The 25,322-nt window shown below is 64.8% G+C and carries 22 protein-coding genes; 11 read left to right on the top strand and 11 right to left on the bottom strand.

Going from position 1 to position 25,322, the window contains the following annotated elements:
• Positions 1-22 precede the first annotated feature (22 nt).
• From pseI to putA, 7 genes are all read right to left on the bottom strand, one after another.
• Positions 23-1,051: a pseudaminic acid synthase gene (pseI, locus tag ASF81_RS07515; RefSeq protein ID WP_055807130.1), complete on the bottom strand. Its 1,029-nt coding sequence runs from the start codon at positions 1,049-1,051 to the stop codon at positions 23-25.
• Entirely contained in the window at positions 1,044-1,583 is a 540-nt protein-coding gene (gene pseH, locus ASF81_RS07510; RefSeq protein WP_055807127.1) for a UDP-4-amino-4,6-dideoxy-N-acetyl-beta-L-altrosamine N-acetyltransferase, read from the bottom strand. The genes pseI and pseH overlap by 8 nt, the downstream gene beginning before the upstream one ends.
• 2 nt (positions 1,584-1,585) lie before the next feature.
• Positions 1,586-2,440 carry a hypothetical protein gene (locus ASF81_RS07505; RefSeq protein ID WP_156363186.1) on the bottom strand — a complete coding sequence of 285 codons (855 nt, stop codon included), beginning with the start codon at positions 2,438-2,440 and terminating at the stop codon, positions 1,586-1,588.
• Between the two features lie 107 nt (positions 2,441-2,547).
• Complete coding sequence (gene pseF / locus ASF81_RS07500) at positions 2,548-3,243, bottom strand: pseudaminic acid cytidylyltransferase (protein ID WP_055807121.1); 696 nt, start codon at positions 3,241-3,243, stop codon at positions 2,548-2,550.
• Entirely contained in the window at positions 3,240-4,589 is a 1,350-nt protein-coding gene (pseC, locus tag ASF81_RS07495; RefSeq protein WP_235559273.1) for a UDP-4-amino-4,6-dideoxy-N-acetyl-beta-L-altrosamine transaminase, read from the bottom strand. The genes pseF and pseC overlap by 4 nt, the downstream gene beginning before the upstream one ends.
• Positions 4,495-6,069: an alginate lyase family protein gene (locus tag ASF81_RS07490; protein WP_055807114.1), complete on the bottom strand. Its 1,575-nt coding sequence runs from the start codon at positions 6,067-6,069 to the stop codon at positions 4,495-4,497. Before ASF81_RS07490 ends, pseC begins: the two co-directional genes overlap by 95 nt.
• 171 nt (positions 6,070-6,240) lie before the next feature.
• Positions 6,241-9,372 carry a bifunctional proline dehydrogenase/L-glutamate gamma-semialdehyde dehydrogenase PutA gene (gene putA, locus ASF81_RS07485; RefSeq protein WP_156363185.1) on the bottom strand — a complete coding sequence of 1,044 codons (3,132 nt, stop codon included), beginning with the start codon at positions 9,370-9,372 and terminating at the stop codon, positions 6,241-6,243.
• A gap of 109 nt (positions 9,373-9,481) precedes the next feature.
• On the opposite strand from putA, the gene ASF81_RS07480 reads away from it, so the two are divergent.
• The 8 genes from ASF81_RS07480 (at position 9,482) to ASF81_RS07450 (ending at position 16,780) form a co-directional block, all read left to right on the top strand.
• Positions 9,482-9,943, top strand: coding sequence for an Lrp/AsnC ligand binding domain-containing protein (locus ASF81_RS07480; protein WP_055807108.1), 462 nt, complete (start codon positions 9,482-9,484; stop codon positions 9,941-9,943).
• A 118-nt stretch (positions 9,944-10,061) separates the two neighbouring features.
• A complete protein-coding gene (locus ASF81_RS15415) occupies positions 10,062-11,066 on the top strand; it encodes a mannose-1-phosphate guanylyltransferase (protein WP_235559272.1) in 1,005 nt (334 codons plus the stop codon).
• 92 nt (positions 11,067-11,158) lie between these two features.
• Positions 11,159-12,274 carry an AGE family epimerase/isomerase gene (locus ASF81_RS15410; protein ID WP_235559285.1) on the top strand — a complete coding sequence of 372 codons (1,116 nt, stop codon included), beginning with the start codon at positions 11,159-11,161 and terminating at the stop codon, positions 12,272-12,274.
• An 89-nt stretch (positions 12,275-12,363) separates the two neighbouring features.
• The gene (locus tag ASF81_RS07470; RefSeq protein WP_055807105.1) at positions 12,364-13,449 is read left to right on the top strand and encodes a glycosyltransferase family 1 protein; all 1,086 of its coding nucleotides are present in this window, start codon (positions 12,364-12,366) and stop codon (positions 13,447-13,449) included.
• A gap of 37 nt (positions 13,450-13,486) precedes the next feature.
• Complete coding sequence (locus tag ASF81_RS07465) at positions 13,487-14,986, top strand: phosphomannomutase/phosphoglucomutase (protein ID WP_055807102.1); 1,500 nt, start codon at positions 13,487-13,489, stop codon at positions 14,984-14,986.
• 69 nt (positions 14,987-15,055) lie between these two features.
• The gene (locus ASF81_RS07460; RefSeq protein WP_055807099.1) at positions 15,056-15,316 is read left to right on the top strand and encodes a hypothetical protein; all 261 of its coding nucleotides are present in this window, start codon (positions 15,056-15,058) and stop codon (positions 15,314-15,316) included.
• Positions 15,316-16,059 (top strand): Crp/Fnr family transcriptional regulator, encoded by a 744-nt coding sequence (locus ASF81_RS07455; protein ID WP_055807095.1) that lies wholly within the window; start codon positions 15,316-15,318, stop codon positions 16,057-16,059. The genes ASF81_RS07460 and ASF81_RS07455 overlap by 1 nt, the downstream gene beginning before the upstream one ends.
• Before the next feature lie 52 nt (positions 16,060-16,111).
• Positions 16,112-16,780, top strand: a complete 669-nt coding sequence (locus ASF81_RS07450) for a Crp/Fnr family transcriptional regulator (RefSeq protein ID WP_055807092.1) — start codon at positions 16,112-16,114, stop codon at positions 16,778-16,780.
• On the opposite strand, the gene glmS is transcribed toward ASF81_RS07450, so the two are convergent.
• Positions 16,741-18,555, bottom strand: coding sequence for a glutamine--fructose-6-phosphate transaminase (isomerizing) (gene glmS, locus ASF81_RS07445; protein ID WP_055807088.1), 1,815 nt, complete (start codon positions 18,553-18,555; stop codon positions 16,741-16,743). The two genes, ASF81_RS07450 and glmS, sit on opposite strands and share 40 nt — an antisense overlap.
• A gap of 165 nt (positions 18,556-18,720) precedes the next feature.
• Here glmS and glmM point away from each other — a divergent pair, with 165 nt between their 5' ends.
• Complete coding sequence (gene glmM / locus ASF81_RS07440) at positions 18,721-20,067, top strand: phosphoglucosamine mutase (protein WP_082503492.1); 1,347 nt, start codon at positions 18,721-18,723, stop codon at positions 20,065-20,067.
• Here the strand turns inward: glmM and ASF81_RS07435 are convergent.
• Together ASF81_RS07435 and rph are read right to left on the bottom strand one after the other, a co-directional pair.
• Positions 20,064-20,525, bottom strand: a complete 462-nt coding sequence (locus ASF81_RS07435; RefSeq protein WP_156363184.1) for a hypothetical protein — start codon at positions 20,523-20,525, stop codon at positions 20,064-20,066. The genes glmM and ASF81_RS07435 overlap by 4 nt on opposite strands.
• A 64-nt stretch (positions 20,526-20,589) precedes the next feature.
• Positions 20,590-21,315: a ribonuclease PH gene (gene rph, locus ASF81_RS07430; RefSeq protein WP_055807082.1), complete on the bottom strand. Its 726-nt coding sequence runs from the start codon at positions 21,313-21,315 to the stop codon at positions 20,590-20,592.
• Positions 21,316-21,380: 65 nt separating this feature from the next.
• Here rph and hrcA point away from each other — a divergent pair, with 65 nt between their 5' ends.
• Entirely contained in the window at positions 21,381-22,475 is a 1,095-nt protein-coding gene (gene hrcA, locus ASF81_RS07425; RefSeq protein WP_055754458.1) for a heat-inducible transcriptional repressor HrcA, read from the top strand.
• A 44-nt stretch (positions 22,476-22,519) separates the two neighbouring features.
• Positions 22,520-23,107, top strand: coding sequence for a nucleotide exchange factor GrpE (gene grpE, locus ASF81_RS07420; RefSeq protein WP_153924513.1), 588 nt, complete (start codon positions 22,520-22,522; stop codon positions 23,105-23,107).
• 24 nt (positions 23,108-23,131) lie between these two features.
• On the opposite strand, the gene ASF81_RS07415 is transcribed toward grpE, so the two are convergent.
• On the bottom strand, positions 23,132-25,174 hold the full coding sequence (locus tag ASF81_RS07415; protein WP_055807844.1) for a S8 family peptidase: 2,043 nt from the start codon (positions 25,172-25,174) through the stop codon (positions 23,132-23,134).
• Positions 25,175-25,322: the final 148 nt, after the last annotated feature.

Below are 25,322 nucleotides of genomic sequence, written 5' to 3'. Positions count from 1 at the left end.
TGAAACTGCTAGTGCTGGGTTGCTATTCTAACAACGCCCAGCTCATCGGGGTACCCTTCGAAGCAGGTGTCCGAAGGCGGCGACCGAGCAGCTCGCGATAGTAGCGGGTATGCAGGCCGTCGCCGGGACGCACGGAGCGAAGATTGGCCGACGTCAGTTCTTCTCCGGCTTTAGTGTCCTCGGCGATGAACAGAGACCGGCCGAACTTGCGATTGGCCGCCGCCTGACCCGTTGCGCCGTACTGGACCCGTCCCAGCGCCTGTTCCGCAATGCGGATTTGTTCAACCAACGATTTGAACTCGTCAGGCGTCAACGAGAAGCTGGCGTCGGGGCCGCCGACTGCGCGATCAATGATGAAGTGCTTCTCTATCACGCGAGCACCCAACGCTACGGCCGCCACGGCGACGGCGTTGTCCATGGTGTGGTCCGACAGCCCTACCTTGCAACCGAACGTTTCCGCCAGATTGGGAATGGTCCGAAGGTTGGCGTCCTTCGGCTCGGCCGGATAGGCTGAGGTGCATTTCAGCAGGGTGATGTCGAAGTTGCCCTGTCGGTGGCAAGCCGCGACCGCCTCTTCGATTTCCGTCAGCCCGGCGATGCCGGTGGACATGATCATCGGCCGCCCCTTGGAAGCGGCATATTCGATCAGCGGGATGTCGGCGATCTCGAAGGAAGCGATCTTGAAGATCGGCGCACCGAGGTCGTTCAGGAAATCTACGGCTGTAAAATCGAACGGCGAGGAGAAGAAGGTCAGACCATGCCGATCTGCCTCCGCCTTGATGGGGGCGTGCCATTCCCAAGGTGTATAGGCTTCGGCGTAAAGGTCATGGAGCGTCCGGCCGTCCCATAATGTACCCTGGCGAATTTGAAACAGTTCGCTGTCGGAATCCAAGGTGATGGTGTCCGCAGTATAGGTCTGCAGCTTGATGGCGTCCGCACCTGCAGCCGCAGCCAATCGAACGGTTTCCAGGCAGACGTCCAACGAACCTCCATGATTGGCCGACAACTCGGCGATGATGAAAGTGTGATCCGGAAAACGGAAATCAGCCATTTGGAATCTCCTGTTGCTCAGCCCAGTCTGCGCGCGCGAGCGTCATACTCAACAAGCTCGTGTTCTTTTCGCAGGAACCGTGAAGAATGAAACCCGCTTTTCGGTACAAGGAGATCGCAGTTACATTGTCTGACGCGACCTCCAGTCGAAATATTTCTACATTCCCGGGACCAAAGGCCACCTCGCATATGGCCGCTAAAAGGCTGTTGCCCAAGCCTTTCTCCGTTCGAAATGGGTTGCGGTAGATGCCGAGGTCAGCCGTGCGGATCGCGGCATCGATTCTGTGAAGGGACACGACCCCAACCACGCCAGCGTTGTCGAAAGCCAGATAGTTGGCGTTCAGCAGATCACCAGCCTGTCGCGCCATATATGCGAGATGGTTCGCCAGCGAAATCTCGCCAGCGGTCGCCATCCACCGGGCCACCTGGGGATGCGTCCGCATTTCCCACACGAACACCTTCTGCTCCTCATTTAGAAAGGCGAATGGCGTCAGTCTCAAGCCGCCATAGCTCATGGCCGTTTGGAGGGACATCGTCAGATCCTTACTTCAGCCACAAGGCGCCGGATTCCTTGGCCGTCGACTAAGCGGGCGCCCGCTTCGCTCATGACGATGCGATCCTTTAGAGAAAGCGCGCGCAGACTGTTGAGGATATTCGGCTCGAGAGCCGGATCATCCCACCATCCAACTACACGCCCCGCCCCAGTTTCCGGCCAATATGTCACGTGGCGACGCTGATTGTCCGCGACGCCGAACAGGAGCGTGGGACACCCGCACCGCGCCAGTTCGTAAAGAGTCTGGCCCGCCGCGCTTACAGCGACATCGGACGTGAGCATGAGATCCCGCATCTCCCCTGCGGCTAGACCGTGATGAAGCCGGACGGTCGACGGCAGGTCCGTTGGCGTCTTTGCCCCAGGCCCGGAGACTAGGTCGATGCGCGCCTCCGGCAAAGAGTGGGCGATCGCTTGAGCTATACGGCCGCTGATACCGCGGTGGTCCACTCCCCCCGCCAGCACCAGAACGCTGCCGATCGCAGCTTGAGGTTTGGCTCTTTGCCTCACATCCCAGAACGCCTCACGCATTGGATGCCACAAGGGTCCGGTAAGCCAGCGAGCACGCCCCTGTTCGCCGTCGATCGGGCCAGGCGAGCTGTGGACTACCAAGCCTGACGGATAGGGCAGGCGAATCAGGTCGTCGATGAAGATAGCTGTTCCCGCCTTGGCTGCGATGGCCTCCAAGACATCAAGGTCGGCGGAATAGGAATCGACAAGGGCCACATCCGTCGTTCCCACGGAGCCATTATCAGATTGCCAGCGACGCCATTGAACCTGCCTCTCCTCGGCCAATGCTCTGCGGGCGCCTTCATCGCCGTCCACGATCCAGCGGGTCACCCCTCCCAAGCGGTCCCAATGCTGAGCGTACCCCTTGCACCGGGTGAGGTGACCGAGGCCGCGCACAGCGTCCCCCTCGGTATAAATCGTAAGCCTTTGCTGGCTGCTCAAGCCAGTTCACTCCTCAGCGCATGCTTGAGTTCGCACAGGCGCCAGTCGTCCTCAGAATCGATATCCTGCGCTTCCATTTCCCCGACGGCGAAACTGCCCGCGCGGCCCGCCAGAATTGGTCGCCGTTCCAGGCAGGCCTGCGCCGTCAACCAGTAGAACTGGCCGGCGTCGTGATAGGCGGGCTCCAGATCCTGCGATCGCTTGGCATAGGCCGAAGGATCGATCATCTGCGTCTCACCCGTGGCGGCGCGGCGCAAGGCACGCTGGATCGGCGCGCCATAGGCGAGGACGGGAAAGACGCTGTCATGCCCCTGCTCAACCAGCATCGCTCGACCTTGGCGCAACCGCTCCACCGTGACGAGCGGCGCCGTGGCGAGAAGGCAGCAGATCGCATCGAACCGTCGACCGCTCCCCTCCATGGCTTCGACCACCTCCCCAAGGACATCGATCAGGCCTGCGTGGTCGTTCGAATTCTCGGCCGAGCGTAGAAAGGGGGTCTCAGCGCCCCAGGCCCTGGCCGTCTCCGCGATCTCCGAGTCGTCGGTCGACACCATGACGGTTTCGAACAGACCGCTTGAGAGGGCGGCTTGGATCGACCAGGCGATGATCGGCTTTCCACGGAACTCGCGGACATTCTTGCGCGGGATTCGCTTGGAGCCCCCGCGCGCCGGAATAACGGCCAGCGCCTTCACGCCAGGCTCCGCACCGCCTCGACCACCTGATCGACATCGGCGTCGGTCATGGCTGGGTACAGGGGAATGGACAGGCAGCGGTCGTAGTAGGCCTCAACCGCGGGCAGGCTTGCGGCGCCATAGGTCGCCCGATACCAGGGCTGGGTATGCACGGGGATATAGTGCACCTGAGAACCGACGCCTCGCGCGGCAAGCGCGGCCATCGCGTCGGCGCGGCTTACGCCGATCCGCTCGAAGTCGATCTGCACGACGAACAGATGATAGCTCACCTGTTGATTGCCGGCGTCGTGCGGCAGACCGAGCCAGTCTAGATCGACCAGCTCCCGCCGGTAGCGCTGCACGATTTCGCGGCGCCGCTGGACGAACCCGTCCAGCTTCCGAAGCTGGCTCGAGCCCAGTGCGGCCTGAAGCTCGGTCATCCGGTAGTTGTACCCCAGCCCTTGCTGTTCGTACCACCACGGACCCGGGCTTTGCTCTAGCCTGGCCGGATCGCGCGTGATCCCATGGGAGCGCAGCATCAGCAGGCGCTCGTACAGGGCGTCGTCATTTGTGGTGATCGCCCCCCCTTCCCCAGTCGTCATGGTCTTGACCGGGTGGAAGGAGAAGACCGTCAGGTCGGAATAGCGGCCGTCGCCGACCTTTCCGCCGTCGGCGTACTCGGACCCGATGGCGTGGGCGGCGTCTTCGATCACGCGCAGGCCGTGTTCGTCCGCCGTGGCCTTCAGCGCTTTCGTGTCGACGGGAAGACCGGCGAAATGGACGGGCGCGATCAGGCGAGTGCGGGGCGTTATGGCCGCCCGAACGGCCTCGACCGAGAGATTGAAAGTGTTCGGATCGATATCCGCGAACACCGGCCTGAGGCCGGTATAGGCCATGGCGTTCGAGGTCGCGACGAAGGTGTTGGGAGAGGTGATGCCCTCGCCGTCCTCAAGCTCCAGCGCCGCGACTGCCAGATGGAGACCGGCGGTGGCGTTGCTGACAACGACGCAATGCTTAGCCCCGACGTATGCTTTGAGATCGTTTTCGAACTGCTGCGTCGCCGGACCCTGCGTTAGATAGTCAGACCGCAGCGCGGTCAGGACGGCCTGTTCGTCCTCTTCGTCGATCCACTGCCGACCATAAGAGATGAATGTCACTGCACGAGGTCTCCGCCGGGCCGGGGCGCCTGTCGGCCCTTGTCGGGGGTATCCCGCATCCGTCGCTTCGCCGCAAGAACGACGAGCTCCGCCTCGTTTCAGAAGCGTTCGAGCCTCATCTGCGACGAACGAAAAGCGCACGCTTAAGCCCAGCCACCAGCGCTTGGATTGGAGATCGACGATCGGTCCGCGAAGGCGGAACTTCGCCAAATTCAATCACTGTCCGTAGCCGAATCTCCTCGCCTTGCAAGGTGGCACCCAGCGCATCGATCGCGTCCAGCCGGTGGTAAGCGGGCGCGGCCCAGCCCTGCATCGGGTTCTTGGCGCCCCGATGACGAGACAGGGTGATCGGCAGGACGGATCCATACCGGATTGCGGCGCCGGGAAGCCGCCACCCGTTCTTATGAACTTGGCCGGAGAGGTCGGAAGCGAGGTGAAGCCACGCCGTCACCTTGCGGCTGCGCCCGCAACGAATGTGATCCTCAAGGACCAGACGCTGGCCGGGCGTGTAAAGGAAGGTACGTTCGTGAACGACGCCGAACAAGGGCCGATCAAACGCGCCTTTGATGACCCAGGTATCGCCGTCTCGGCTCAGCGAACTCAACATGCCCCCAACAGGCTGCGTCTGCCGGACGCCGTTATCGTCGCGCTCCTCCATGAGGTCGATGCTGTTATGGGCCGCCGCACTCCGCATATGGTTTTTGATGGGAGATTTCGAATAGGTGTATCGACCGCTGTCGATGATCCAATAGCGCCCTTTGTCGAACAGTTCGAAACTCAGGTCGTCGGCATGTTTATGCATGCTGCTGTGATGTCCCGCACCGACGATCAGCATGAAGGCCTCGTCAGGGGCAGCGTCCGGCGAACTCTTGACGATCGCATAGCCCGCTTCTTTGAAGAGCTTGGCGGCGACCACGTCGTCACTCACCCGCTCCGGAGGTGATTTCCGCCGACTCGAATCGCCAATCGCAGAGATGCGGCCGTCGGGAAAGACGAACCAGGGCTGGGCTGCGAGCGCTCTATCGCGGATGTTGATCACTTCGGTCAGGTCATCATACCAGCCGCTGCCGAGAAGCTGTTTCAACGTCCGCAGGGCGAAACCGTGATAGCCGGGCGAGTGCTCCAGATGGACGCCCTCCTGACCGAACTGCTGGCGCATCAGGCGCCTGAACATGTCCCTGGCCTGGTCCCGCGCCGCCTCGGACTCTTCAGTCTGCGGCAAGGTCAGAGCAAGCGCCATGAGACCGTGGACCTGGAAAAACCCGTGGTTCGTTAGGGAAAAGAACTCAGGATCCCGGAGCTTGGCGACGTGGGCCCGGCCCAGCGCTTGAAGTCGGGCCTTCAGAGGCTTGTTACGCCTTTTGTTGATCTCCGGCCGACTAAGAATATAGGCCAGCCTCGAAGCGCGGTGCCCTGTTCCCATGTCGTTCCAGAACACCGCCGGATGATCGCGCCCATGCAAAGCCTCCGCGTCCGCCCAATCCAGCATGACGGGAATAATGTATTGGCTCCATCCCGCCTTCTGGGTGCGGTCCCGCGCCACGATCAGGGGATCGATCAGCCGCCAGGAATGAATCTGAAACCGCCAGTTCGCGTCCTCTCCGCCCGCTGTCAGCCAATCGATCGGCGCCCGGACATCCATCGGCTGGGTGTCGTGGCGCGCCTTCCAACCTTCGGCGAGCAGCGCCATCGCCGCCTCACGCGGATTCCGCTGCGCCAAGCACAGTGCGGTCCTAAAATTATGAACGGGTTCCAATGCTCATCCTGAGTGCGCGGGACCCCTGTCCACAGCGGAACGGTCGCTTAGCTCAAGCACGAACCGACCGCAACTCGGGCGACCGGAGCCCCGTCACGGCTGCAGCTACAGATTCAGCAGCGCCGGGTCGCCGCCCTGCGCGGCGATATTGACGCTGATCGCCTTCTCGGCCGCATACCGGATCAGGCTGTTCGGCCCGCCCGCCTTTGGACCAGTGCCCGACAGTCCCTCGCCGCCGAACGGCTGGACGCCGACGACGGCGCCGGTGATCGAGCGGTTGACGTAGACGTTGCCGGCGGGGACCAGGTCGATGACTTCGGCGGCGAAGGCTTCGATGCGGCTGTGGACGCCCAGGGTCAGGCCGTAGCCGCGGGCGGCGAGTTTGCCGGCGACCGACTTCAGGTCGGACGGAGCGTAGCGGTAGATGTGCAGGATGGGGCCGAAGACCTCGCGTTCGAGGAAGTCGGGCGTCGGGATTTCAGCGATGGTGGGGGCGAACAGGTCGCCCTTTTCGGCGCCCATCGGCAGGGCGGCGCGGGCGATGATCTTCGCTTCCTTCGATAGGCGCTCGACGTGGGCCTCGAGGGCCCGACGGGATTCGGGATCGATAACGGGGCCGATGTCGGTCTTGGGATCGGCAGGGTCGGCGACGGTCTGAACCGCGAGCGCGCCCTTCAGGCCCTCGATCAAGGCGTCGGCCGAATCCTTGGGCACGTAGAGGATGCGTAGGGCAGAGCAGCGCTGACCGGCGGAGCCGAAGGCCGACTGGATCACGTCGTCGATGACCTGTTCCTTGAGCGCTGTCGTATCGATGAACATGCCGTTCAGGCCGCCAGTCTCGGCGATGAAGGGGATAATGGCGCCGGGCCGGGCGGCGATGGAGCGATTGATGGCGGCGGCTGTGTCGGTGCCGCCGGTGAAGGCGACGCCGTCGATGCCCGGATGGGTGACCAGGGCCGCGCCGACCGTCTCGCCACGCCCGGGAACCAGGGCCAGCAAGTCGGCGTTCAGGCCGGCCTTGTGGTAGAGGCGCACGGCCTCGGCGGCGATCAGCGGCGTCTGTTCGGCGGGCTTGGCCAGGACTGCGTTGCCGGCGGCGAGGGCCGCAGCGATCTGACCGGTGAAGATGGCCAGGGGGAAGTTCCACGGCGAGATGCAGGCGAAGACGCCCCGTCCGTGCAGGAACAGCTGATTGGTCTCGCCGGTCGGGCCCTTCAGCGTTTCCGGGGCGGTGAAGTCGCGCTCGGCCAGCAGGGCGTAATAGCGGCAGAAGTCGGCGGCCTCGCGCACCTCGGCGACGCCGTCGTTCAGGGTCTTGCCCGCCTCGCGGCTGAGCAGGGCGACCAGCCGATCCAGATCGGCCTCCAGCGCATCGGCCATAGCGCGCAGGACTATGGCGCGCTTGGCGCCGCCCTGGCGGTCCCATTTGTCCTGAGCCTCGGCGGCGGCCTGAACGGCGGCGTCGATGTCGGCCGCCTCGGCTTCCGAGACATGGCCCAACACCTGTGATCGATCGAAGGGATTGGTCACGTCCTGAGCGTTGAGGCCGGCGCGCAGCTTGCCGCCGATGATCGGACCGCTGGTCAACTTCTCGCGGTCGACCAGTTCCAGCGCCTTGGCGTGGGCTTCACGGTCGGCGGCCTGAGAGTAATCGCGGCCGAGGGAGTTCTGACGATCGCCGTACATGTCTTTCGGAACCGGAATCTTGGGGTGACGGTCGGGCGCCTGCTCGACCAGGGAAATGGGATCGGCCGCGACGGCCGAGGCGGGCACGCGCTCGTCCAGCAGGGCGTGGACGAAGGAGGAGTTGGCGCCGTTTTCCAGCAGGCGCCGCACCAGATAGGGCAGCAATTCCTCGTGCCCGCCGACAGGGGCGTAGGCGCGGACGATGACGACTTCGTCGGCCCAGGCCTCGTGCGCGGCGTCATAAAGCGCCTCGCCCATGCCGTGCAGCCGTTGGTGCTCGACCGTGACGCCGTGATCACGCGCCATACGCCGCACGGCCGCCAGGGTGTGGGCGTTATGGCTGGCGAACTGGGAATAGATGGCCGGCGCGGCCTCTATCATGGCCCTGGCGCAGACCAGGTAGTTCAGATCGGTCGCCGCCTTGGTCGTGTAGACGGGATAGTCGGTGCGGCCGAACACCTGGGCGCGCTTGATCTCGGTGTCCCAATAGGCGCCCTTGACCAGGCGCACCATCAGACGACGGCCGGAGCGGCGGGCGAGGTCAGCGACGCGTTCGATCGTCTCCAGACCGCGTTTCTGATAGGCTTGAACCGCCAGACCCAGGCCGGTCCAGTCGCCAAGCGACGGCTCGTGCGCCAGCCGGTCCAGCAGCTTCAGCGAAAGAGCCAGACGGTCCGCCTCCTCGGCGTCCATCGTATAGTTGATGTCGTATTTGGCCGCGATCTGGGCCAGGCGCAGGATGCGGGGATACAGGGTCGCCCAGACGTCGTCTTCGTGCGTCGCCTCATAGCGGGGCGACAGGGCCGACAGTTTCACCGAGACGCCGTGGCCGTGTTCCGGCCCCTGGCCCTTGGATGTCTTGCCCACCGCCTCGATGGCGTCGGCGTAGATCTTCTCGTAGCGGTCGGCGTCGGCCATGGTCCGGGCTCCCTCGCCCAGCATGTCGAAGCTGCACAGCCAGCCTTCCTTATTCGACCGCTTGAGCGCGCTCTGGATGGTGCGGCCGACGACGAACTGCTCGCCCATGATCTTGACGGCGGTGGCCACCGCCTGGCGGATGACCGGCTCGCCCAGACGGCCGGCGATCCGCTTGAGGAAGCCGGGCAGATCGGTGCGCGCCTCATCATCAACATCGACCAGCTTGCCGGTCAGCATCAGACCCCAGGTCGAGGCGTTGACGAAGAGGCTGTCTGACTGACCCAGGTGGGCGGCCCAGTCGGCCGAGCCGATCTTCTCGGCGATCAGGCGATCGCGGGTGTCCTCGTCCGGCACGCGCAGCAGGGCTTCGGCCAGACACATCAGGGCCAGACCTTCGCGGGTCCCAAGCGAGAATTGCTGCAGGAAGCTTTCGACGACGCCCTGCTTCTTCTGGCTGCGACGCGCGTGTTCGACCAGGGCCGTCGCCTCGGCGACCACATCCGCCCGTTCGATCGCATCCAGAGGCATGCGTGCCAGATTGGCGGCGACGGCCTCTCGCTCGTCGCGAAACTTGTGCGTATCCAGACCGTCCCAGGCGGCCAGTCTCGAAGGCATGAAGGCGGGAGTAGTCATTGGCGACAGATCCTGTGGATTTCAGCCGTATATGCCGGAGTTCATTGAAGGTGCTTCGTATGATACAAGACTGGACCGAAGATCGTTCGGTATGAGGCCGCGATTTCCGATGATCGATGTCGACGCTGTTGATCGCCGCATCCTGCGGGTGCTTCAGACCGACGCCCGCATCTCAAACGCCGAACTGGCGCGACGCTGCAACCTGTCGCCCGCCGCCTGTTTCGAACGGGTCAAACGGCTGCGCGAAAAAAAGATCATCACCGGCTACGCCGCGATGATAGACCCGGCTCAGGTCGGTCGGGATCTGCTGATCTTCGTCGAGGTCCTGCTGGACCGCACCACCGGCGACGTCTTCGAAGCCTTCGCCGCCGCTGTCCGCAGCCAGCCGGAGGTGCTGGAATGCCACATGGTCGCCGGCGGCTTCGACTATCTGATCAAGGCCCGCGTCGGCGACATGGACGCCTATCGCGCATTCCTAGGCGACGTTCTGGTGCGGATGCCGGGGGTGCGCGAAACTCGCACCTATGCGGTGCTGGAAGAGGTAAAATCGACGACGGTGCTGCCTCTATAAGGAGGCTAAGGAATACTTTTGATTGCGGTCTATCTACCTAGAGCTTTGCGTCAGGTGACGGACGCTCTCAGTTACCCTATGCCTGCACCCACAACAATAAGGTACGACGCCGTCGCCAATGCCGGTTATTTTCCCTGTCATCATGTGCGGCGGTTCCGGCACGCGTTTGTGGCCCGCGTCGCGACCGTCGCGCCCAAAGCAGTTCATTCCATTGTCAGGCAACCGGTCCCTGTTTCAGGAGACCGTCGAGCGCGTCATCGATTTGTCCGGCTCGGAGGGCAGGCTGATCGTCATTGGCGGCGCTGCGCATCGCCAGGCGATTTGCGAACAGTTGAAAGAGCTGGGACGCGACGCAATCGTCCTTCTGGAACCTGAAGCACGCGAATCCGCCGCCGCCATGGCCGCCGCCGCTATCTGGACCAAACGACAGCATCCTGATGCGGTGAATTTGTTTGTCGCGTCCGATCACCATATCCCAGACGGCGACGCGTTTCGTGCCGCAGTTCTCATGGCAAGCGAGGCCGCACACGCCGGCCGCATCGTTACGTTTGGCGTCGTGCCTTCCGGCCCCTCGTCGGCCTATGGATATATTGCCCCCCGCAGCGAAGGGTTGGCGGAGGTTCAGGCCTTCGTCGAAAAGCCCGACCTCGTCACCGCGGAACGCTACATCGCCGAAGGGTATCTGTGGAACAGCGGCAACTTTGTCGTCCGCGCCGATGTCCTTCAAGATGAGCTCCGCCAGGCCGCCGCAGGCCTGATCGAGGCTGTTTCTGATGCGCTCGATTCTTCGCTCTCGGACGGCGGCGCGCTCCTCTTGGGCCGCAGATTCGGCGATGCGCCGAAGATCTCCATCGATTACGCCGTCATGGAAAAACCCGGCGTGCCGCCGTCCTGCCGGTCGGGTTCGATTGGTCGGACCTCGGCGCCTGGGACGCCGTTCACCGGTCGGGAGAGGGCGACGTCGGCCTGCATGTGTTCGAGGACGCCGAGAACTGCCTGGTCCGGGCCTGCGACGGCGTCCTGGTCGCCGCCGTCGGCGTGTCCGATCTCGCCATCGTGGTCGAACGGGACGCGGTATTGGTTACCGATCTGGCGCGGAGCCAGGACGTACGAAAGATCGTGAGTCGATTGGAGGGGCTGTCGCCGCGCCATCTCGACTTCCCGCAGACGCCTCAGGAAACGCTTGAGCAGGGCGCGACGCGCTTCGCGGCGTGGATGCGGCAAACGGCGCTGCCGACCTGGTGCACCTTGGGTCAGAACGCCGAGGGCGGCTTCGAGGAGTTGCTGGCCCAGGACGGGCGGCGACTTCCGGCCTCACGACGCGCCGTCGTGCAGGCGCGCCAGCTCCAAGTCTATTCCGCAGCAGGTCGTCTCGGTTGGTCCGGGCCTTGGAGCGCTGTGGTCACATCAGGCTTGGCCTGGACAGAGCAGCGCCTCATGAAGGCTGACGGGCGGGTGCGGACCCGGATATCTTTCTCCGGCGCCCGCGAAGTCGACACGACGACCATCTATGATCAGGCCTTCCTTCTCTTCGCCCTGGCCGACATTTCGATCGCCATGCCCGCCGCAGCCGTCGAGGATCAGGCGGCCCAAATCCGCGATCAGGTGGTGGCTTCCATGGACGCTGACGGCGGTGTCGTGGAAACTGGCGATCATCCCTATCAAGCTAACGCGCATATGCATCTGCTGGAAGCGGCGCTCGCGTGGGAGGACGCAGGAGGCGACTCGTGCTGGGCAGGGCTTTCGGATCGGATCGTCGCCTTGGCGCGCGAACGGTTCATCGATGCCGACACCGGCATGATCCGAGAATTCTTCTCTTCTGACTGGTCTCCGGCAGCCGGCGGCGAGGGTTCGCTGATAGAGCCCGGTCATCAGTTTGAATGGGCCTGGCTTCTGGCTCGTTACGCCAGAGCCCGCGCCGACGCTCAGACACGCGAGGTCGCCTGGCGACTGTTCGAGGCTGGCCTGAACGGTGTCGATCCCTCGCGGGGAGTGGCCATCGATGCGATGGATATCGACGGCTCGATCCGAAGCGCGCGGGCGCGCCTGTGGCCGCAGACGGAATGGCTGAAGGCCGCCCTCATCCTGGCGTCGTCTTTAGACGACGGTCGACGCGACTTGTGCCTGGTGCAAGCCGCCAAAGCCCAGCGCGCTGTGTGGCGTTATTTGACGCCCGTCGGTCTGTGGCGCGACAAAATGCTGGAGAGCGGCGCTTTCATCGACGAGCCAGCGCCTGCCAGTTCCCTTTACCACATCATGGCCGCCTACAGTCAGGTCAGGGCCACGCTAGGCGCCTTGCGCCGCGATCTTGCCTCTTCGCTGAATCTGTAATCAGAGCTCTCGACATCCGTCTCGCCTTCGTCATGCGAACCGTCTAGAAGTTCCGCCCTTACTCAACGGCTCAGGGTCCGCCCGCCTCAATGCGCATCGTTCTGGCCACCGACGCCTGGGAACCTCAGGTCAATGGCGTCGTCCGCACCCTGACGCGCACCGTCGCGGAATGCCGCGGCATGGGCCATGAGGTCGAGGTCATCGAACCGAGCTTGTTCAAGACCATCCCCTGCCCCACCTACCCTGAGATCAGGCTGGCGCTCGGGGCGGAAGAAGAGATCCGCGAGATGCTGCGGGCCTTCGAACCCGAGGCCGTCCATATCGCCACCGAGGGCCCGATCGGCATCGCCACGCGCCGCATCTGCGTGGAATGGAAGCTGCCGTTCACGACCAGCTATCACACCAAATTCCCCGAATACGTCTCGGCGCGTTTCCCGATCCCGGTTCAGGTCGGCTACGCCTATATGAAATGGTTCCACAAGCCGTCGGGACGGCTGATGGTGGCGACGCCGACCCTGCGCGACGAACTGGTCGAGCATGGATTCAAGAACGTCTCGCCCTGGTCGCGGGGCGTGGACACGGAGGTGTTCAATCCCGACCTGGAGCGCATCTACGACGAGCTTGGCGGCAAGGACTGGCCGCGCCCCTTCTTCCTGAACGTCGGCCGTGTGGCGGTCGAGAAGAACATCGAGGCCTTCCTGCAACTCGACCTGCCCGGCACCAAGATCGTCGTGGGCGATGGCCCGGCCCGCGCCGAGCTCGAAGAAAAGTATTCGGACGCCAAATTCCTCGGCGCCAAATTCGGCGACGACCTGGCCCGCTGTTTCCGCGACGCCGACGTTTTCGTCTTCCCCAGCTGGACAGACACCTTCGGTCTGGTGATCCTCGAAGCTATGGCGGCCGGGACGCCGGTCGCCGCCTATCCGGCTCACGGCCCTATCGACATCATTCCCGGATCGAACGCAGGCGCAATCGACAAGGACCTCAAGACCGCCTGCCTGCAGTGCCTCGATCTCGACCGTAAGGCTGTGCGGGCCTATGCGGAAAAGTTCAGCTGGCGCGCTTCGGCCGAGCAGTTCGTCGAGAACCTGCAACCCTATCCCGAACCTGAGCGCGGCCGCTTCTGGCGTCGCCTGCGGCGCATCGCCCGCATCCGCAAACGCGCCGCCGCCTGATCGATCGGCCCGTCGAGCCGCCCCCCTAGGACAAGCCATGATGAAACCCTGTCAGGACCTGAAGCCGAACACGGCTGCTTACGAAATCCAGGCCTTGGTCAAGCCGACAGGCTTTCGCGAATACGACGCGCGCTGGATCCTGGAAAAAGAGATCAACCTTCTCGGCATTCAAGCGCTGGGCCTTGGCCTGGCCACCTATGTCCACGAGATCGGCGTCGCGCCGAAGATCGTCACCGGCCATGACTTCCGCGGGTACAGCCTCAGCGTCAAACAGGCCCTGATCCTGGGGCTGCTGGAAGGCGGGATGGAGGTGCTGGACGTCGGTCTGGCCTTGTCGCCCATGGCCTATTTCGGCCAGTTTGAACTGGATGCGCCGTGCGTCGCCATGGTCACCGCCAGCCACAACGAGAATGGCTGGACCGGGGTGAAAATGGGGGCCAACAAGCCCCTGACCTTCGGCCCCGACGAGATGGGGCGCCTGAAAGAAATCGTCCTCAACGGCGAGGGCGTGGCCCGCCTCGGCGGCAAGCTGGTGCGCGTCGATGACTTCCGCGAAACCTATGTCGCCGACGTGGCCTCCAAGGTGCAGATCAAGCGACCGCTGAAGGTCGTCTGTGCCTGCGGCAACGGCACAGCCGGCGCCTTCGCCCCCGACGCCCTGCGCCGGATGGGCGTCGAGGTGATCGAGATGGACACCGACCTCGACTACACCTTCCCGAAATACAATCCGAACCCGGAAGATCACGCCATGCTGGTGCAGATGGCCCAGCGGGTGCGAGAAACGGGGGCCGATCTGGCCCTGGGCTTCGACGGCGACGGCGACCGTTGCGGCGTTGTGGACGACACGGGAGAGGAGATCTTCGCCGACAAGATCGGCCTGATGCTGGCCCGGGACCTGTCCAAGGTCTATCCGGACAGCACATTTGTCGTCGATGTGAAGTCGACCGGCCTCTACAAGACCGACGAGGTGCTCAAGGCGAACGGCGCCGAGGTCGTCTATTGGAAGACGGGCCACTCCTACATCAAGCGCAAGACCGCCGAACTGGGCGCCTTGGCTGGGTTCGAGAAGTCGGGCCACTTCTTCATGGCCGGCGATCTGGGCCACGGCTACGACGACGGTCTGGTTGCGGCCGGAGCTGTGCTGGCCATGCTGGATCGCAATCCAGGTAAAAAGCTCAGCGAACTGAAGTCGGCCCTTCCAGACGCCTGGACCAGTCTGACCATGTCGCCGCATTGCGATGACGAGCTGAAGTACGGCGTGCTGGAGCGGATCGTGAAGGAATACTCCGACCTGGCCGCAGCGGGCGACGAAATCCTGGGCCGCAAGATCGTCGAGGCTATCACCGTCAACGGCGTTCGTGTGCACCTGGAAGACGGCTCATGGGTCTTGGTCCGCGCCTCGTCCAACAAACCGGAGCTGGTTGTGGTGGTCGAGAGCATGCGGTCCGAAGACGACATGCGCGATCTGTTCCGCAAGGAGATCAAGCCGCGCCTGGCCGCCTATCCTGAAATCGGCTCCTTCAATCAGGAAATCTGAAAGATCACAGCGGACTGAACCAATCGCGCCCGTGACCGCTTCCCTCTCGGCTGAGGCTAGGAGGGAAGATTGCCGCGCTACTTTTTCCATACCCAGAACGGAGATTGCATCCGCGACGATCAGGGCGAGGAACTGAGGAGCATTGACGCGGCGCGCGAGGAAGCCGTCGCCGTGCTGGGCGAAATCCTTCGCTACCGGGGCGCATCGTTCTGGACGACCCGCGCCTTCAGCGTCATCGTCACGGACACCGAGGGTCGAACGGTCGTCAGCGTCACGGCCTCCGCATCCGATCAGGCGCCCGAGGGCTGGACATTGACGGGGGACGCGTGATGACCAAGGCTAGCAGCGCCTCAAAGATTACCACGCTGGTCGATAAGCTGTCGCTCCGGGACCGGCTCAATCCCGAAGAAATAGAGGCGTTACGCGCTGTCCTCGATGCGCCCAAAACCGTCTCCGCCGGATCCGATATCGTGCGCGAGCACACCCGCCCGCTGCACAGCACCCTTCTGATTTCGGGCTTTTCCGCGCGTTACTCCACGCTGGAGGACGGGTCGCGTCAGATCACGGAAATCAATGTGTCCGGCGACTTCATCGACCTGCACAGCCTGTTGATGAAGCAGATGGATCACGGCGTCGTCGCCCTAACCGACTGCGTGATCGCAGAGGCGCCGCACAGCGGCTTGATCGACATCACCGAGCGACATCCACACCTGGGCCGACTGCTTTGGCTGGACACCATCATCGACGCCGCCATCCATCGACAGTGGCTGGTGGCCATGGGCCGGCGCAGCGGTCTGGGCCATCTAGCGCATCTGGTGTGCGAGCTTTACCTGCGGCTCCAAGCCGTCGGCCAGACGGGTGATCTGTCATTCGATCTTCCGCTGACGCAAACGACGCTGGGTGACGCGCTCGGCCTTTCGACTGTCCATGTCAGCCGTCTGATTTCCGAGCTCCGCAACGAGGGCGTCGTCGCATGGACGGGCGGACGGATTGATATCCTCGACTGGCGTCGTCTGGCCGAAATCGCCGAATTCGACCCCACCTATCTGCGCCTGCAATCCGAGCCCGTCTGATCGCTTAACGCATGTTATCGCACCGAACGGCGATCGGCCGTCTAGACGGGGCATGTCTCAGTCAAACCTCGCGCACGCTCTGTTGTCTGCCCTTGCAGTTCAGGGCCTGGACGAAGGCGATGCATTCTTCGCCGAGGCTGGCGCACGAAGCTCAACCACACAGAATGGCGAAGCTGTCGTCACGCTGATTTTGTCAGGCGTCCTGGCGCGTATCGGGCTCTACGGCGCGCTGTCGCATGGGCTGGCGTCCAGCGACGACGTGATCAACTTCGACGCTGTATTGGGCGGGGGTGGGCCAGAGTCCGCCGTTTGGTTGACGGCCGGACGATACCTGACCGTCTCCGCTCGCAAGCTGGCGCAAAAGATCGATCGCGACAGTCTGGTCGAGATGGCGTTGATTGATCTTCGCCGTCGCAACATCGCCCTTCAGGCTGAGCTTTCGCGCCACGCCACATTAAAAGTCAGCCAGCGCCTGGCCGCCCTATTGCTCGACGTTCACGACCGAGAGGGAGGCGACGTACTCGCCTTGCGTCAAACCGAGCTGTCGTATCTGATGGCCGTGCGGCGCGCCAGCATATCGACCGCCTGCACCGAACTGTGCGCCGCCGGCGCCGTGCGGCTGCGGCGCGGCGCGATCCAAATCATCGATGCGAACGCCCTGCGCCGGATGACGGACGCGGCCTATTCGACCGTGACGGACTTGGCCAGGTTGCGGGGCTGATCCACGTCGGTGCCCTTCTGAACGGCGGTGTAATAGGCCAGCAGCTGCACCGGCACGGCATAGACCAGGGGCGCGATCAGCGGGTGGCAGTCGGGGGCGTGGATGCGGCGAATGCCGGCGCCGTGCGGATCGGGGGCCTTTTCCGGCGCGATCATGATGACCGGGCCGCCCCGCGCGGCGACCTCCTGCAGGTTGGACGCGGTCTTTTCGAACACATCGTCGAGCGGAGCCAGGGCGATGGTCGGGGTCTCTTCGTCGATCAGGGCGATGGGGCCGTGTTTCAACTCTCCGGCGGCATAGCCCTCGGCGTGGATATAGCTGATCTCCTTCAGCTTCAGCGCGCCTTCCATCGCCAGCGGGAACATGGCGCCCCGGCCCAGGAAAAGGACATCGTCGGCCTTTGACAGGTCATGAGTCACGGCGCGGATGCTGTCGCCCATCGTCAGGGCCTCGGCGATCAGGCGCGGGCTTTCGAACAGAGCCTTGACCAGCTCGGCCTCGGTCGCAGCATCGATCCGGCCGCGCGCCACGCCCGCCGCCACGGCCAGGGCTAGGATAGCCGCGACCTGGGCGGTGAAGGCCTTGGTCGAGGCGACGCCGATCTCAGGCCCAGCATGGGTGGGCCACAGCACGGCGGCTTCGCGCGCCATCGAGGAAGAGTGAACATTGACGACGGCGGCGGTCTGCAACCCTTGCGCCTTGCACCAGGTCAGGCTGGCCAGGGTGTCGGCCGTCTCGCCCGACTGGCTGACGGCGACCGCCAGCGTCTTGGGCGACACGGCAGGCGAGCGATAGCGGAACTCGGACGCGATCTCGACGTCGCAGGGCAGGCCGGCCAGCTTCTCGAACGCATAACGGCCGATCTGACCAGCGTAGAAGGCGGTGCCGCAGGCGACGATCTGGATGCGGTCGATGGCGGCGAAATCGACGGGATTGGTCTTGGCCTTGCCCGTCACCAGGTCGAGATATTCCGACAGGGTGTGCTGGACGCTGTCGGGCTGTTCATGGATTTCCTTCTCCATGAAGTGGCGATACTCGCCCTTTTCGACCATGGCCGATGAGGCCGAGACTTGGACGATGGCGCGTTCGACTGGCTTGCCCGCCACGTCGAACATCTGGGCGCCGGCCTTGGTCACGGCGACGTAATCGCCCTCTTCCAGATAGGAAATCTTCTGCGTGAACGGACCGACGGCCAGCGCGTCCGAGCCCAGATACATTTCGTCCTCGCCCCAGCCGACCACCAAGGGGCTGCCGCGTCGCGCGCCCAGGATCAAGTCGTCCGTCCCGTCGATCAGCACCGCCAGCGCATAGGCGCCGGTCAGGCGATCCAGAGTGGTCTTGAACGCCTCCAGCGGCGCGCGACCCGTATTCAATTCGGCGTCCAGCAGGTGGGCGATGACCTCGGTGTCGGTCTGGCTTTCGAAGACATGGCCTTCGGCGGCAAGCTCGGCCTTCAGCTCGGCGAAGTTCTCGATGATGCCGTTGTGGACCAGGGTGACGCGCCCAGCCTTGTGCGGGTGGGCGTTCTCGGTCGTGGGCGCGCCGTGGGTCGCCCAGCGGGTATGGCCGATGCCGACCGTCGCCGTAATCGGATCCTCGGCCAGGACGGCCTCAAGATTGCGGATCTTGCCCTTGGCGCGGCGGCGCTCGACCGAGCCGTCCACCACGGCGGCGACGCCGGCGGAATCATAGCCGCGGTACTCCAGCCGTTTCAGGCTGTCGATCAGCCGGGGAACAACTGGCCCGTTGCCAGTGATGCCGATGATGCCACACATGCCAGAGACCCCGCAGAAACGTAGTGGATTGAGCACGCCGCTTTGCACTGGCGGCGATCCGGGGCTAAGCCACACATCAAGCCCCTCCGGCCGTCTATGCAATCTTAAGGCGGGCCGCATCAAAAAAGGGGTTTCGGAACGTTACCCGAAACAAAGGACCAGGCCTTGGGCGACAGAAAATACTTCGGCACCGACGGCATTCGCGGACGCGCCAACACCTATCCGATGACAGCCGAGGTCGCGCTTCGCGTCGGTTTGGCCGCCGGGAAACTGTTCCGCACCGACGACGATCGGCGCCATCTGGTGGTGATCGGCAAGGATACGCGTCTGTCCGGCTATACGATCGAGCCGGCCCTTGTCGCCGGGTTTGCTTCGGTCGGAATGGACGTGCGCACCTTCGGGCCCGTGCCGACGCCGGGCGTGGCCATGCTGACCCGCTCGATGCGCGCCGATTTGGGCGTGATGATCTCGGCCTCGCACAACGATTATGCCGATAACGGGATCAAGCTGTTCGGCCCGGACGGCTACAAGCTGTCGGACGAGATCGAGCTGAAGATCGAAGCGATGATGGATCAGGGCCTGGACCAGGGCTTGGCGCCGTCGAACAAGCTGGGCCGGGTCAAACGCATCGACGACGCCCAGGCCCGCTACATCGAGATCGCCAAACAGGCCTTCCCCAAGCGGCTGACGCTACAGGGGCTGCGTATCGCCGTCGATTGCGCCAACGGCGCCGGCTATAAGGTCGCGCCGACCACCCTTTTCGAACTGGGCGCTGAAGTCTTCCCCGTGGGCGTGACCCCGAACGGCACCAACATCAACGCCGAGTGCGGCTCGACCCATCCGGCGACCCTGGCCGATGCGGTCAAACGCTACCGCGCCGATATCGGCATCGCCCTGGACGGCGACGCTGATCGACTGATCATCTGCGACGAGACGGGTCGGGTGGTGGACGGCGATCAGATCATGGCCCTGGTCGGGCTGGATTGGGCCAGGCGTGGCCTGCTGACCGGCGGCGGCGTCGTCGCCACCGTCATGTCCAACCTGGGGCTGGAGCGCAAACTGAAGTCCGAGGGGCTAACGCTTGAGCGGACCAAGGTCGGCGACCGCTATGTGATGGAGCGGATGCGCGAGGGCGGTTTCAACATCGGCGGCGAGCAGTCGGGCCACATCATCCTGCACGACCACGCCACCACCGGCGACGGCCTGATGGCGGCGCTGCAGGTCCTGGCCGTCCTGGTCGAATCCGGCAAGCCGATGAGCGAATTGGCCCGTCAGTTCAATCCCGTGCCGCAAAAGCTGGAAAACGTCCGCTTCACCGCCGACAAGCCGCTGGAGACCGACGCGGTCAAGGCCGCCATCGCCGAGGCGGAAGCGGCGCTGAACGGTCAGGGGCGGCTGCTGGTGCGTCCGTCAGGCACGGAAAAACTGATCCGCGTCATGGCCGAGGGCGACGACGAGGCGCTGGTGAGGCGCGTGGTGGCCGATGTGGCGGGCGCGGTGCGCTCAGCCTAGGGTTTGCACGCCGCCGGCGGATCGCCGTCGCGCGCCCACAGCTTGCAGGACCGGTCGATCTCCCCCTGGATGAGGTCGCAAGGATTGGCGGCGTTGCAGGGCGGGCGGGTCGCCGGGCTGACCTGGATGCAGCGCTCGACCAACCGGGCCGAGGCGGCGGCGCCGATGGCGTCGCGGCAGGGGACCTCGCTGACCGGCACCGGCTGAGCGGGCATGTCCGGTCCTTCGGGAATGCTGGCCTCGACGTCCCCGGCCGGTTTGGTCGCTTCCTTCTCCGCAGCCGCCGGCTTGGCGGGCGGGGCAGGCGGCGGAGCGTCCGGCGCCAGTGGAACCGCGTCGATGACATTGCTGCTTGCCGCCGTGTCTCCGGACGCAGGCTGATCGGCTGGATCAGCGCGCTGACATCCGGCCATCAACACAACGCAGGCGGCCATCGAAAGCCAGGGGGATCGACGCATCGACTTGTCTCCGGTCAGGACTGACCGGACGAGGATGCCCGTCCGCGCCCCGAGGTGAAACCCCCTATCGCTTCACCGCCGCCAAGGCCGCCTTCTGCAGGGTGAACAGTTCGGTGCAGCCGATCTCGGCCAGCGAGAAGAGCCGGTCGAATTCGGCGCGCGAGAAGCCGCGCTTCTCGCCCGTGGCCTGGACCTCGACGATCTGGCCCGAGCCGGTCAGGACAAAGTTCGAATCCGCCTCGGCGTCGGAATCCTCTTCGTAATCCAGGTCCAGCACCGGCACGCCGTCGCAGACGCCGCACGACACGGCCGCCACCTGATCCGTGATCGGGTCGGCTTTCAGCACGCCCTCGTCGCGCAGATAGTTCAGGGCCAGGCTCATGGCGACCCAGGCGCCGGTGATCGACGCTGTACGCGTGCCGCCGTCGGCCTGGATGACGTCGCAGTCGATCAGCACCTGACGTTCGCCGAGCGCCTTCAGGTCCACCACGGCGCGCAGGGAGCGGCCGATCAATCGCTGAATCTCTTGCGTGCGGCCCGACTGTTTTCCGGCGGCGGCTTCACGACGCCCGCGCGTGTGGGTGGCGCGGGGCAGCATGCCGTATTCAGCGGTCACCCATCCCTGACCCGAATTGCGCATCCAGCCCGGCACCTTGTCCTCGATCGAGGCGGTCACCAGCACCTTGGTGTTGCCGAAGCTGATCAAGCACGAGCCCTCAGCATAACGGTTGACGCCGGTCTCGATGGTCACGGGACGCAGTTGATCGTCGGTGCGTTGCGAATGGCGCATGGGAGGGATCCTGGAAGTCTGACCTTGGAAGCTGTGGCGGCGGTGCTTATCCTGAAACCGTGAGCCTGTATGCCCCGAAAAACCCGCCGTTCGACGCCGGCCAGTCCCTTGCGGGTCTGGCGGGGCTGGATGCGCGGGCGCGCGACATCTTTCGTCGCATCGTGGAAAGCTATCTGGAGACAGGCGAGCCGGTCGGGTCGCGGACCCTGTCGTTGGGCGGTATCGCCCTGTCGCCTGCCTCGATCCGCAACACCATGCAGGATCTGACCCTCGCGGGCCTGCTGGCGGCGCCCCACACCTCGGCCGGGCGCATCCCGACCCATGCGGGCCTGCGCCTGTTCGTCGACGGCCTGCTGGAGGTCGGCGACCTGACCAAGGAAGAACGTCGCGAGATCGACGGGCGGCTCGCCGGGCGCGGCCGGAACTTCGAGTCCGCCTTGGACGAAGCCTCGAACCTGCTGTCCGGCCTGGCCGGCGGCGCCGGCGTTGTCTCCAGCCCGGTCCGTGATTCCGGCGTCAAACATGTCGAGTTTGTCGCCCTGGGCGGCGATCAGGCCCTGGCGGTCATCGTCGCTGACGACGGCACAGTCGAAAACCGCATCATGACCCTGTCGGCCGGCGTCACGCCTTCGACCTTGGTCGAGGCCTCCAACTTCCTGAACGCCCGCCTGCGCGGCCGCCCCTTCGCCGACGCCAAGCGGGAGATGACCCAGGAGCTGGAAATCGCACGGCGTGAACTGGACCAGACCGCCGCCCGCCTGGTCGAGGACGGATTCGCTGCGTGGTCCGGCGGCCAGGATCGCGAGCGGGCCCTGATCGTGCGGGGTCGCGCCAACCTGCTTCAGGACCGGGAAGGCCTGGCCGATCTGGAGCGGGTCCGCGTCCTGTTCGATGATCTGGAGCAGAAGGAACAGCTAATCGGCCTGCTGGACGGCGTCGATGCGGCCCAAGGCGTGCGCATTTTCATCGGCGCGGAGACACGGTTGTTTTCACTTTCGGGTTCCGCCGTGATCGCGGCGCCCTATATGAGCGGCCGACAACGGGTTCTGGGCGCAATCGGCGTCATAGGCCCCGCAAGACTGAACTACGCCCGTGTCATTCCGTTGGTGGACTATACCGCCCGGGTGCTGGGCCGGATGCTGGACGGGAACGACAAGTGAGCGACAAGCCCCTTAACGACGAACTGAACGCCGTGGACGCCGACATGGCCGAAACCAACGCCGAACACGGCCTGGACGCCCATCCGTCAGACGATCTGGCGCCGCTGGACGCGGTGATCGCCGAACGTGACGAATGGAAGGACCGCGCCCTGCGCGTCGCCGCCGAGATGGAGAATCTGAAGCGCCGTTCGGAGACGCAGCAGAACGACGCCCGCGCCTTCGCCATCCAGCGCTTCGCCAAGGACCTGTTGGGCGTCGCCGACAATCTGGAGCGCGCCCTGATGGCGGCGCCCAAGGACGCCGAGGGCGCCACGGCCGGTCTGGTGACCGGGCTGGAACTGACGCAGAAGGCCCTGCTGCAAGCCTTTGACGCCAACGGCCTGAAGCGCGTCGCGCCCCAGGCCGGCGAGGCCTTCAACCCGCATCTGCACCAGGCGATGATGGAACAGCCGTCCGAGACCGTGCCCGGCGGATCGGTGATCCAGACCATGCAGTCCGGTTTTGAACTGTTCGGCCGCACCGTGCGCCCCGCAATGGTCGTCGTCGCCGCCAAGGGATCCGGCGCCCAGGCTCCCAACCCCTATGGCGCCGCCCCCGCCGCCGACGGTCAGGCCTTCGACGGCAAGGCCTGATCCGCGGTCTCTAGGCGGCGTCGGTCAGAACTGACGCCGCCAGGCTCCGATCAAGGCGAACTCCGGCGGCGCGTCTGCAACATGGCGCGGCTCGCGGCTTGCGACCGCTTGCAGCGTCATGCTGGATCCGTCCCACAGCCGACGTTCGCCACCGAGGATGAAGTCGATCTGGCGGCCGCTGGGCGTCGCCGAGAAGCTGCGGCGCGAATAGGTCAGCGGATCGAAATATTCGATAGGCACATCGGCCAGCAGCGCTGAGAAGGTGCCGCTTTCGATCCGCAACGGCTGCGACAGGGTAAAGCTGATCCGGTCGCAGATCATAGAACAGCCCGTCAGCAGGCCCAGCCGCCAATTCGAACTGATCGCCGCCTGATCCATCGACAGGAACCGGCCCTCGATCCGGGTCGACCCCATCCCCGCCTCGCCGATCAGGCGCAGGCCCGGCCGCAGGGTCCAGTCGCCGCCCAGCGCATAGAAGCTGGTTCGTGACGGCAGGGCGAAGTCGGACCCGCCCGGCAAGAAGGCGCCCAAGGGTCCGAGACGTTCATCCAGGGCGCCGACGCTGAACGACAGACCGCCCTCCGCTCCGCGCCATCCGATCGCCGCGCGACTATAGGTCGAGGCGTCCTGCTCGACACGACGCAGCGGCATCCGGCGGTCGCCGCCTCCGCTTTCGCCCGAGACCGTCACCGCGCCGAAGCGCAGCGCGCCCCGCACGGCGTGGTCGGCCTGGGCCAGGGCGGCGAAACCGTCGCCCGCCGCGCCGTTGAACGGCGATGTCGCCCCGCCTTTTCCTTGCCAGACCGAGAAATTCATCCGACCCGTGGCGACGTCAAACATCGCCTCCTGACGCGGCTCGTCCCCCATCCAGGGCGCATCATAGAGATCATGACGAGGCGCGATCGGCTCGGGTCGGGCGCTGGGTTGCGCCGCAATCAGGTTCAACCGACCGCCGCCCGGCAGGGCCAGGGTGGTTGTCGCCGTGGTGTTCTGCTCGAACGGCGCCGCCTGATAGGAACGGCTTGGGGCAGTCGGATAGGCGCCGCCCAGTTGGACGGCGAACATCCGATCGTAGGCGTCGTACAGCACCGTGTTTAGCGCCGTTTGGCGACCGAAAGCGTCCCCGAACGCCGCGCCGACGAAGCTGCCCGGTTCGCTCATGCTGACAATGGAACTCCCGTCAGCCATCGGCGTCGAGGTCGTTCCGACCGGTCTGAACGCGCCGGCCATGTCCAGCAGGCCGCGCCCATAGACGATGTCCGTGCCGGGATCGCCGGCGTCGCGTGCGGTCGTCAGCAAGATATCCAGAGCCGCACGCGCCGACAGATTGGGGAAGGCCTGCATCAGCAAAGCGAGCGCGCCGGAGACATGCGGAGCCGAGAAGGATGTGCCGTTGACGCGCCAACACGACGTGCCCTCGCACCCTGTGATCACATCCTCGCCCGGCGCTGAAATATACCCGGCCGCCGTATCCCCTGCCCGGTTCGAGAAGCTGGACATCACATCGGTCGCGCCGTGCGATCCGACCGCGATGACGCTGCCGGCGAACCGGGGATCGATGGCATAACGCGCGGGCCAGCCCGGATTGGCATTTCCGTCATTGCCCGACGAAGCCACGATTACGGCGCCCGAGTTGACCGCGCGCAGCAGCGCCGCCTCGAACGCCGAGCCCAGCCGCCCATCGCCGCCCAACGACATGTTGATAATTTTGACGCCATTGGCGACGGCGTAGTCCAGCGCGCGTACAAGATCCGAACTGCTGAAACAGACGTCCGTATTCTTGTCCGTGCAGTCAGAGATATCGGTGCGGATCGACAGGATGGTCGAATTGTACGCCACCCCGATCGTACCGAACCCGTTGAAGTTCGAGGCGATCACGCCCGACACGCGCGTGCCGTGGCTGCTTGACGCCACATAGGGCGTATTGCGCCCCACGACGACGTCCGTCGAGGCGCTGGAGATACGCCCCTCCAACTCGGGCAAGGTATTGGCGATGCCGGAGTCGACGACGGCGACGGTGACGCCGGCTCCGGTCGCCCCGGCCTGCCAAGCGGATTGGACCTTGATATTTGCCAGGCCGTAGTTCCGCAGATACTCGCTCGACGTGACCGAGGGAGGCGGCGGCGGCGGAGGCGGTGGTGGGGGCGGAGGTGGGGGAGGCGGCGGGGGTGGCGGGGGCGGAGGAACGGGGGGCGTGATCGTGCCGCCGCCGCCA

Source organism: Brevundimonas sp. Leaf168 (assembly GCF_001423685.1).
In the GTDB taxonomy this organism is placed as follows: domain Bacteria; phylum Pseudomonadota; class Alphaproteobacteria; order Caulobacterales; family Caulobacteraceae; genus Brevundimonas; species Brevundimonas vesicularis_C.
The sequence above is the reverse complement of the archived record's forward strand: the minus strand, read 5'-3'. Positions and strand labels throughout refer to the sequence as shown.

Bases quoted from the DNA above. Each gene is read 5' to 3' on its own strand.
- grpE (WP_153924513.1), top strand. From the start codon at position 22,520: ATGGCCGAAACCAACGCCGAACACGGCCTGGACGCCCATCCGTCAGAC.
- ASF81_RS07480 (WP_055807108.1), top strand. From the start codon at position 9,482: ATGATCGATGTCGACGCTGTTGATCGCCGCATCCTGCGGGTGCTTCAG.
- ASF81_RS07450 (WP_055807092.1), top strand. From the start codon at position 16,112: ATGTCTCAGTCAAACCTCGCGCACGCTCTGTTGTCTGCCCTTGCAGTT.
- ASF81_RS07455 (WP_055807095.1), top strand. From the start codon at position 15,316: ATGACCAAGGCTAGCAGCGCCTCAAAGATTACCACGCTGGTCGATAAG.
- ASF81_RS15410 (WP_235559285.1), top strand. From the start codon at position 11,159: ATGCGGCAAACGGCGCTGCCGACCTGGTGCACCTTGGGTCAGAACGCC.
- glmS (WP_055807088.1), bottom strand. From the start codon at position 18,555: ATGTGTGGCATCATCGGCATCACTGGCAACGGGCCAGTTGTTCCCCGG.
- ASF81_RS07470 (WP_055807105.1), top strand. From the start codon at position 12,364: ATGCGCATCGTTCTGGCCACCGACGCCTGGGAACCTCAGGTCAATGGC.
- ASF81_RS07435 (WP_156363184.1), bottom strand. From the start codon at position 20,525: ATGCGTCGATCCCCCTGGCTTTCGATGGCCGCCTGCGTTGTGTTGATG.
- pseI (WP_055807130.1), bottom strand. From the start codon at position 1,051: ATGGCTGATTTCCGTTTTCCGGATCACACTTTCATCATCGCCGAGTTG.
- ASF81_RS15415 (WP_235559272.1), top strand. From the start codon at position 10,062: ATGCCGGTTATTTTCCCTGTCATCATGTGCGGCGGTTCCGGCACGCGT.
- putA (WP_156363185.1), bottom strand. From the start codon at position 9,372: ATGACTACTCCCGCCTTCATGCCTTCGAGACTGGCCGCCTGGGACGGT.
- pseH (WP_055807127.1), bottom strand. From the start codon at position 1,583: ATGTCCCTCCAAACGGCCATGAGCTATGGCGGCTTGAGACTGACGCCA.
- ASF81_RS07490 (WP_055807114.1), bottom strand. From the start codon at position 6,069: ATGGCGCTGCTCGCCGAAGGTTGGAAGGCGCGCCACGACACCCAGCCG.
- rph (WP_055807082.1), bottom strand. From the start codon at position 21,315: ATGCGCCATTCGCAACGCACCGACGATCAACTGCGTCCCGTGACCATC.
- ASF81_RS07465 (WP_055807102.1), top strand. From the start codon at position 13,487: ATGATGAAACCCTGTCAGGACCTGAAGCCGAACACGGCTGCTTACGAA.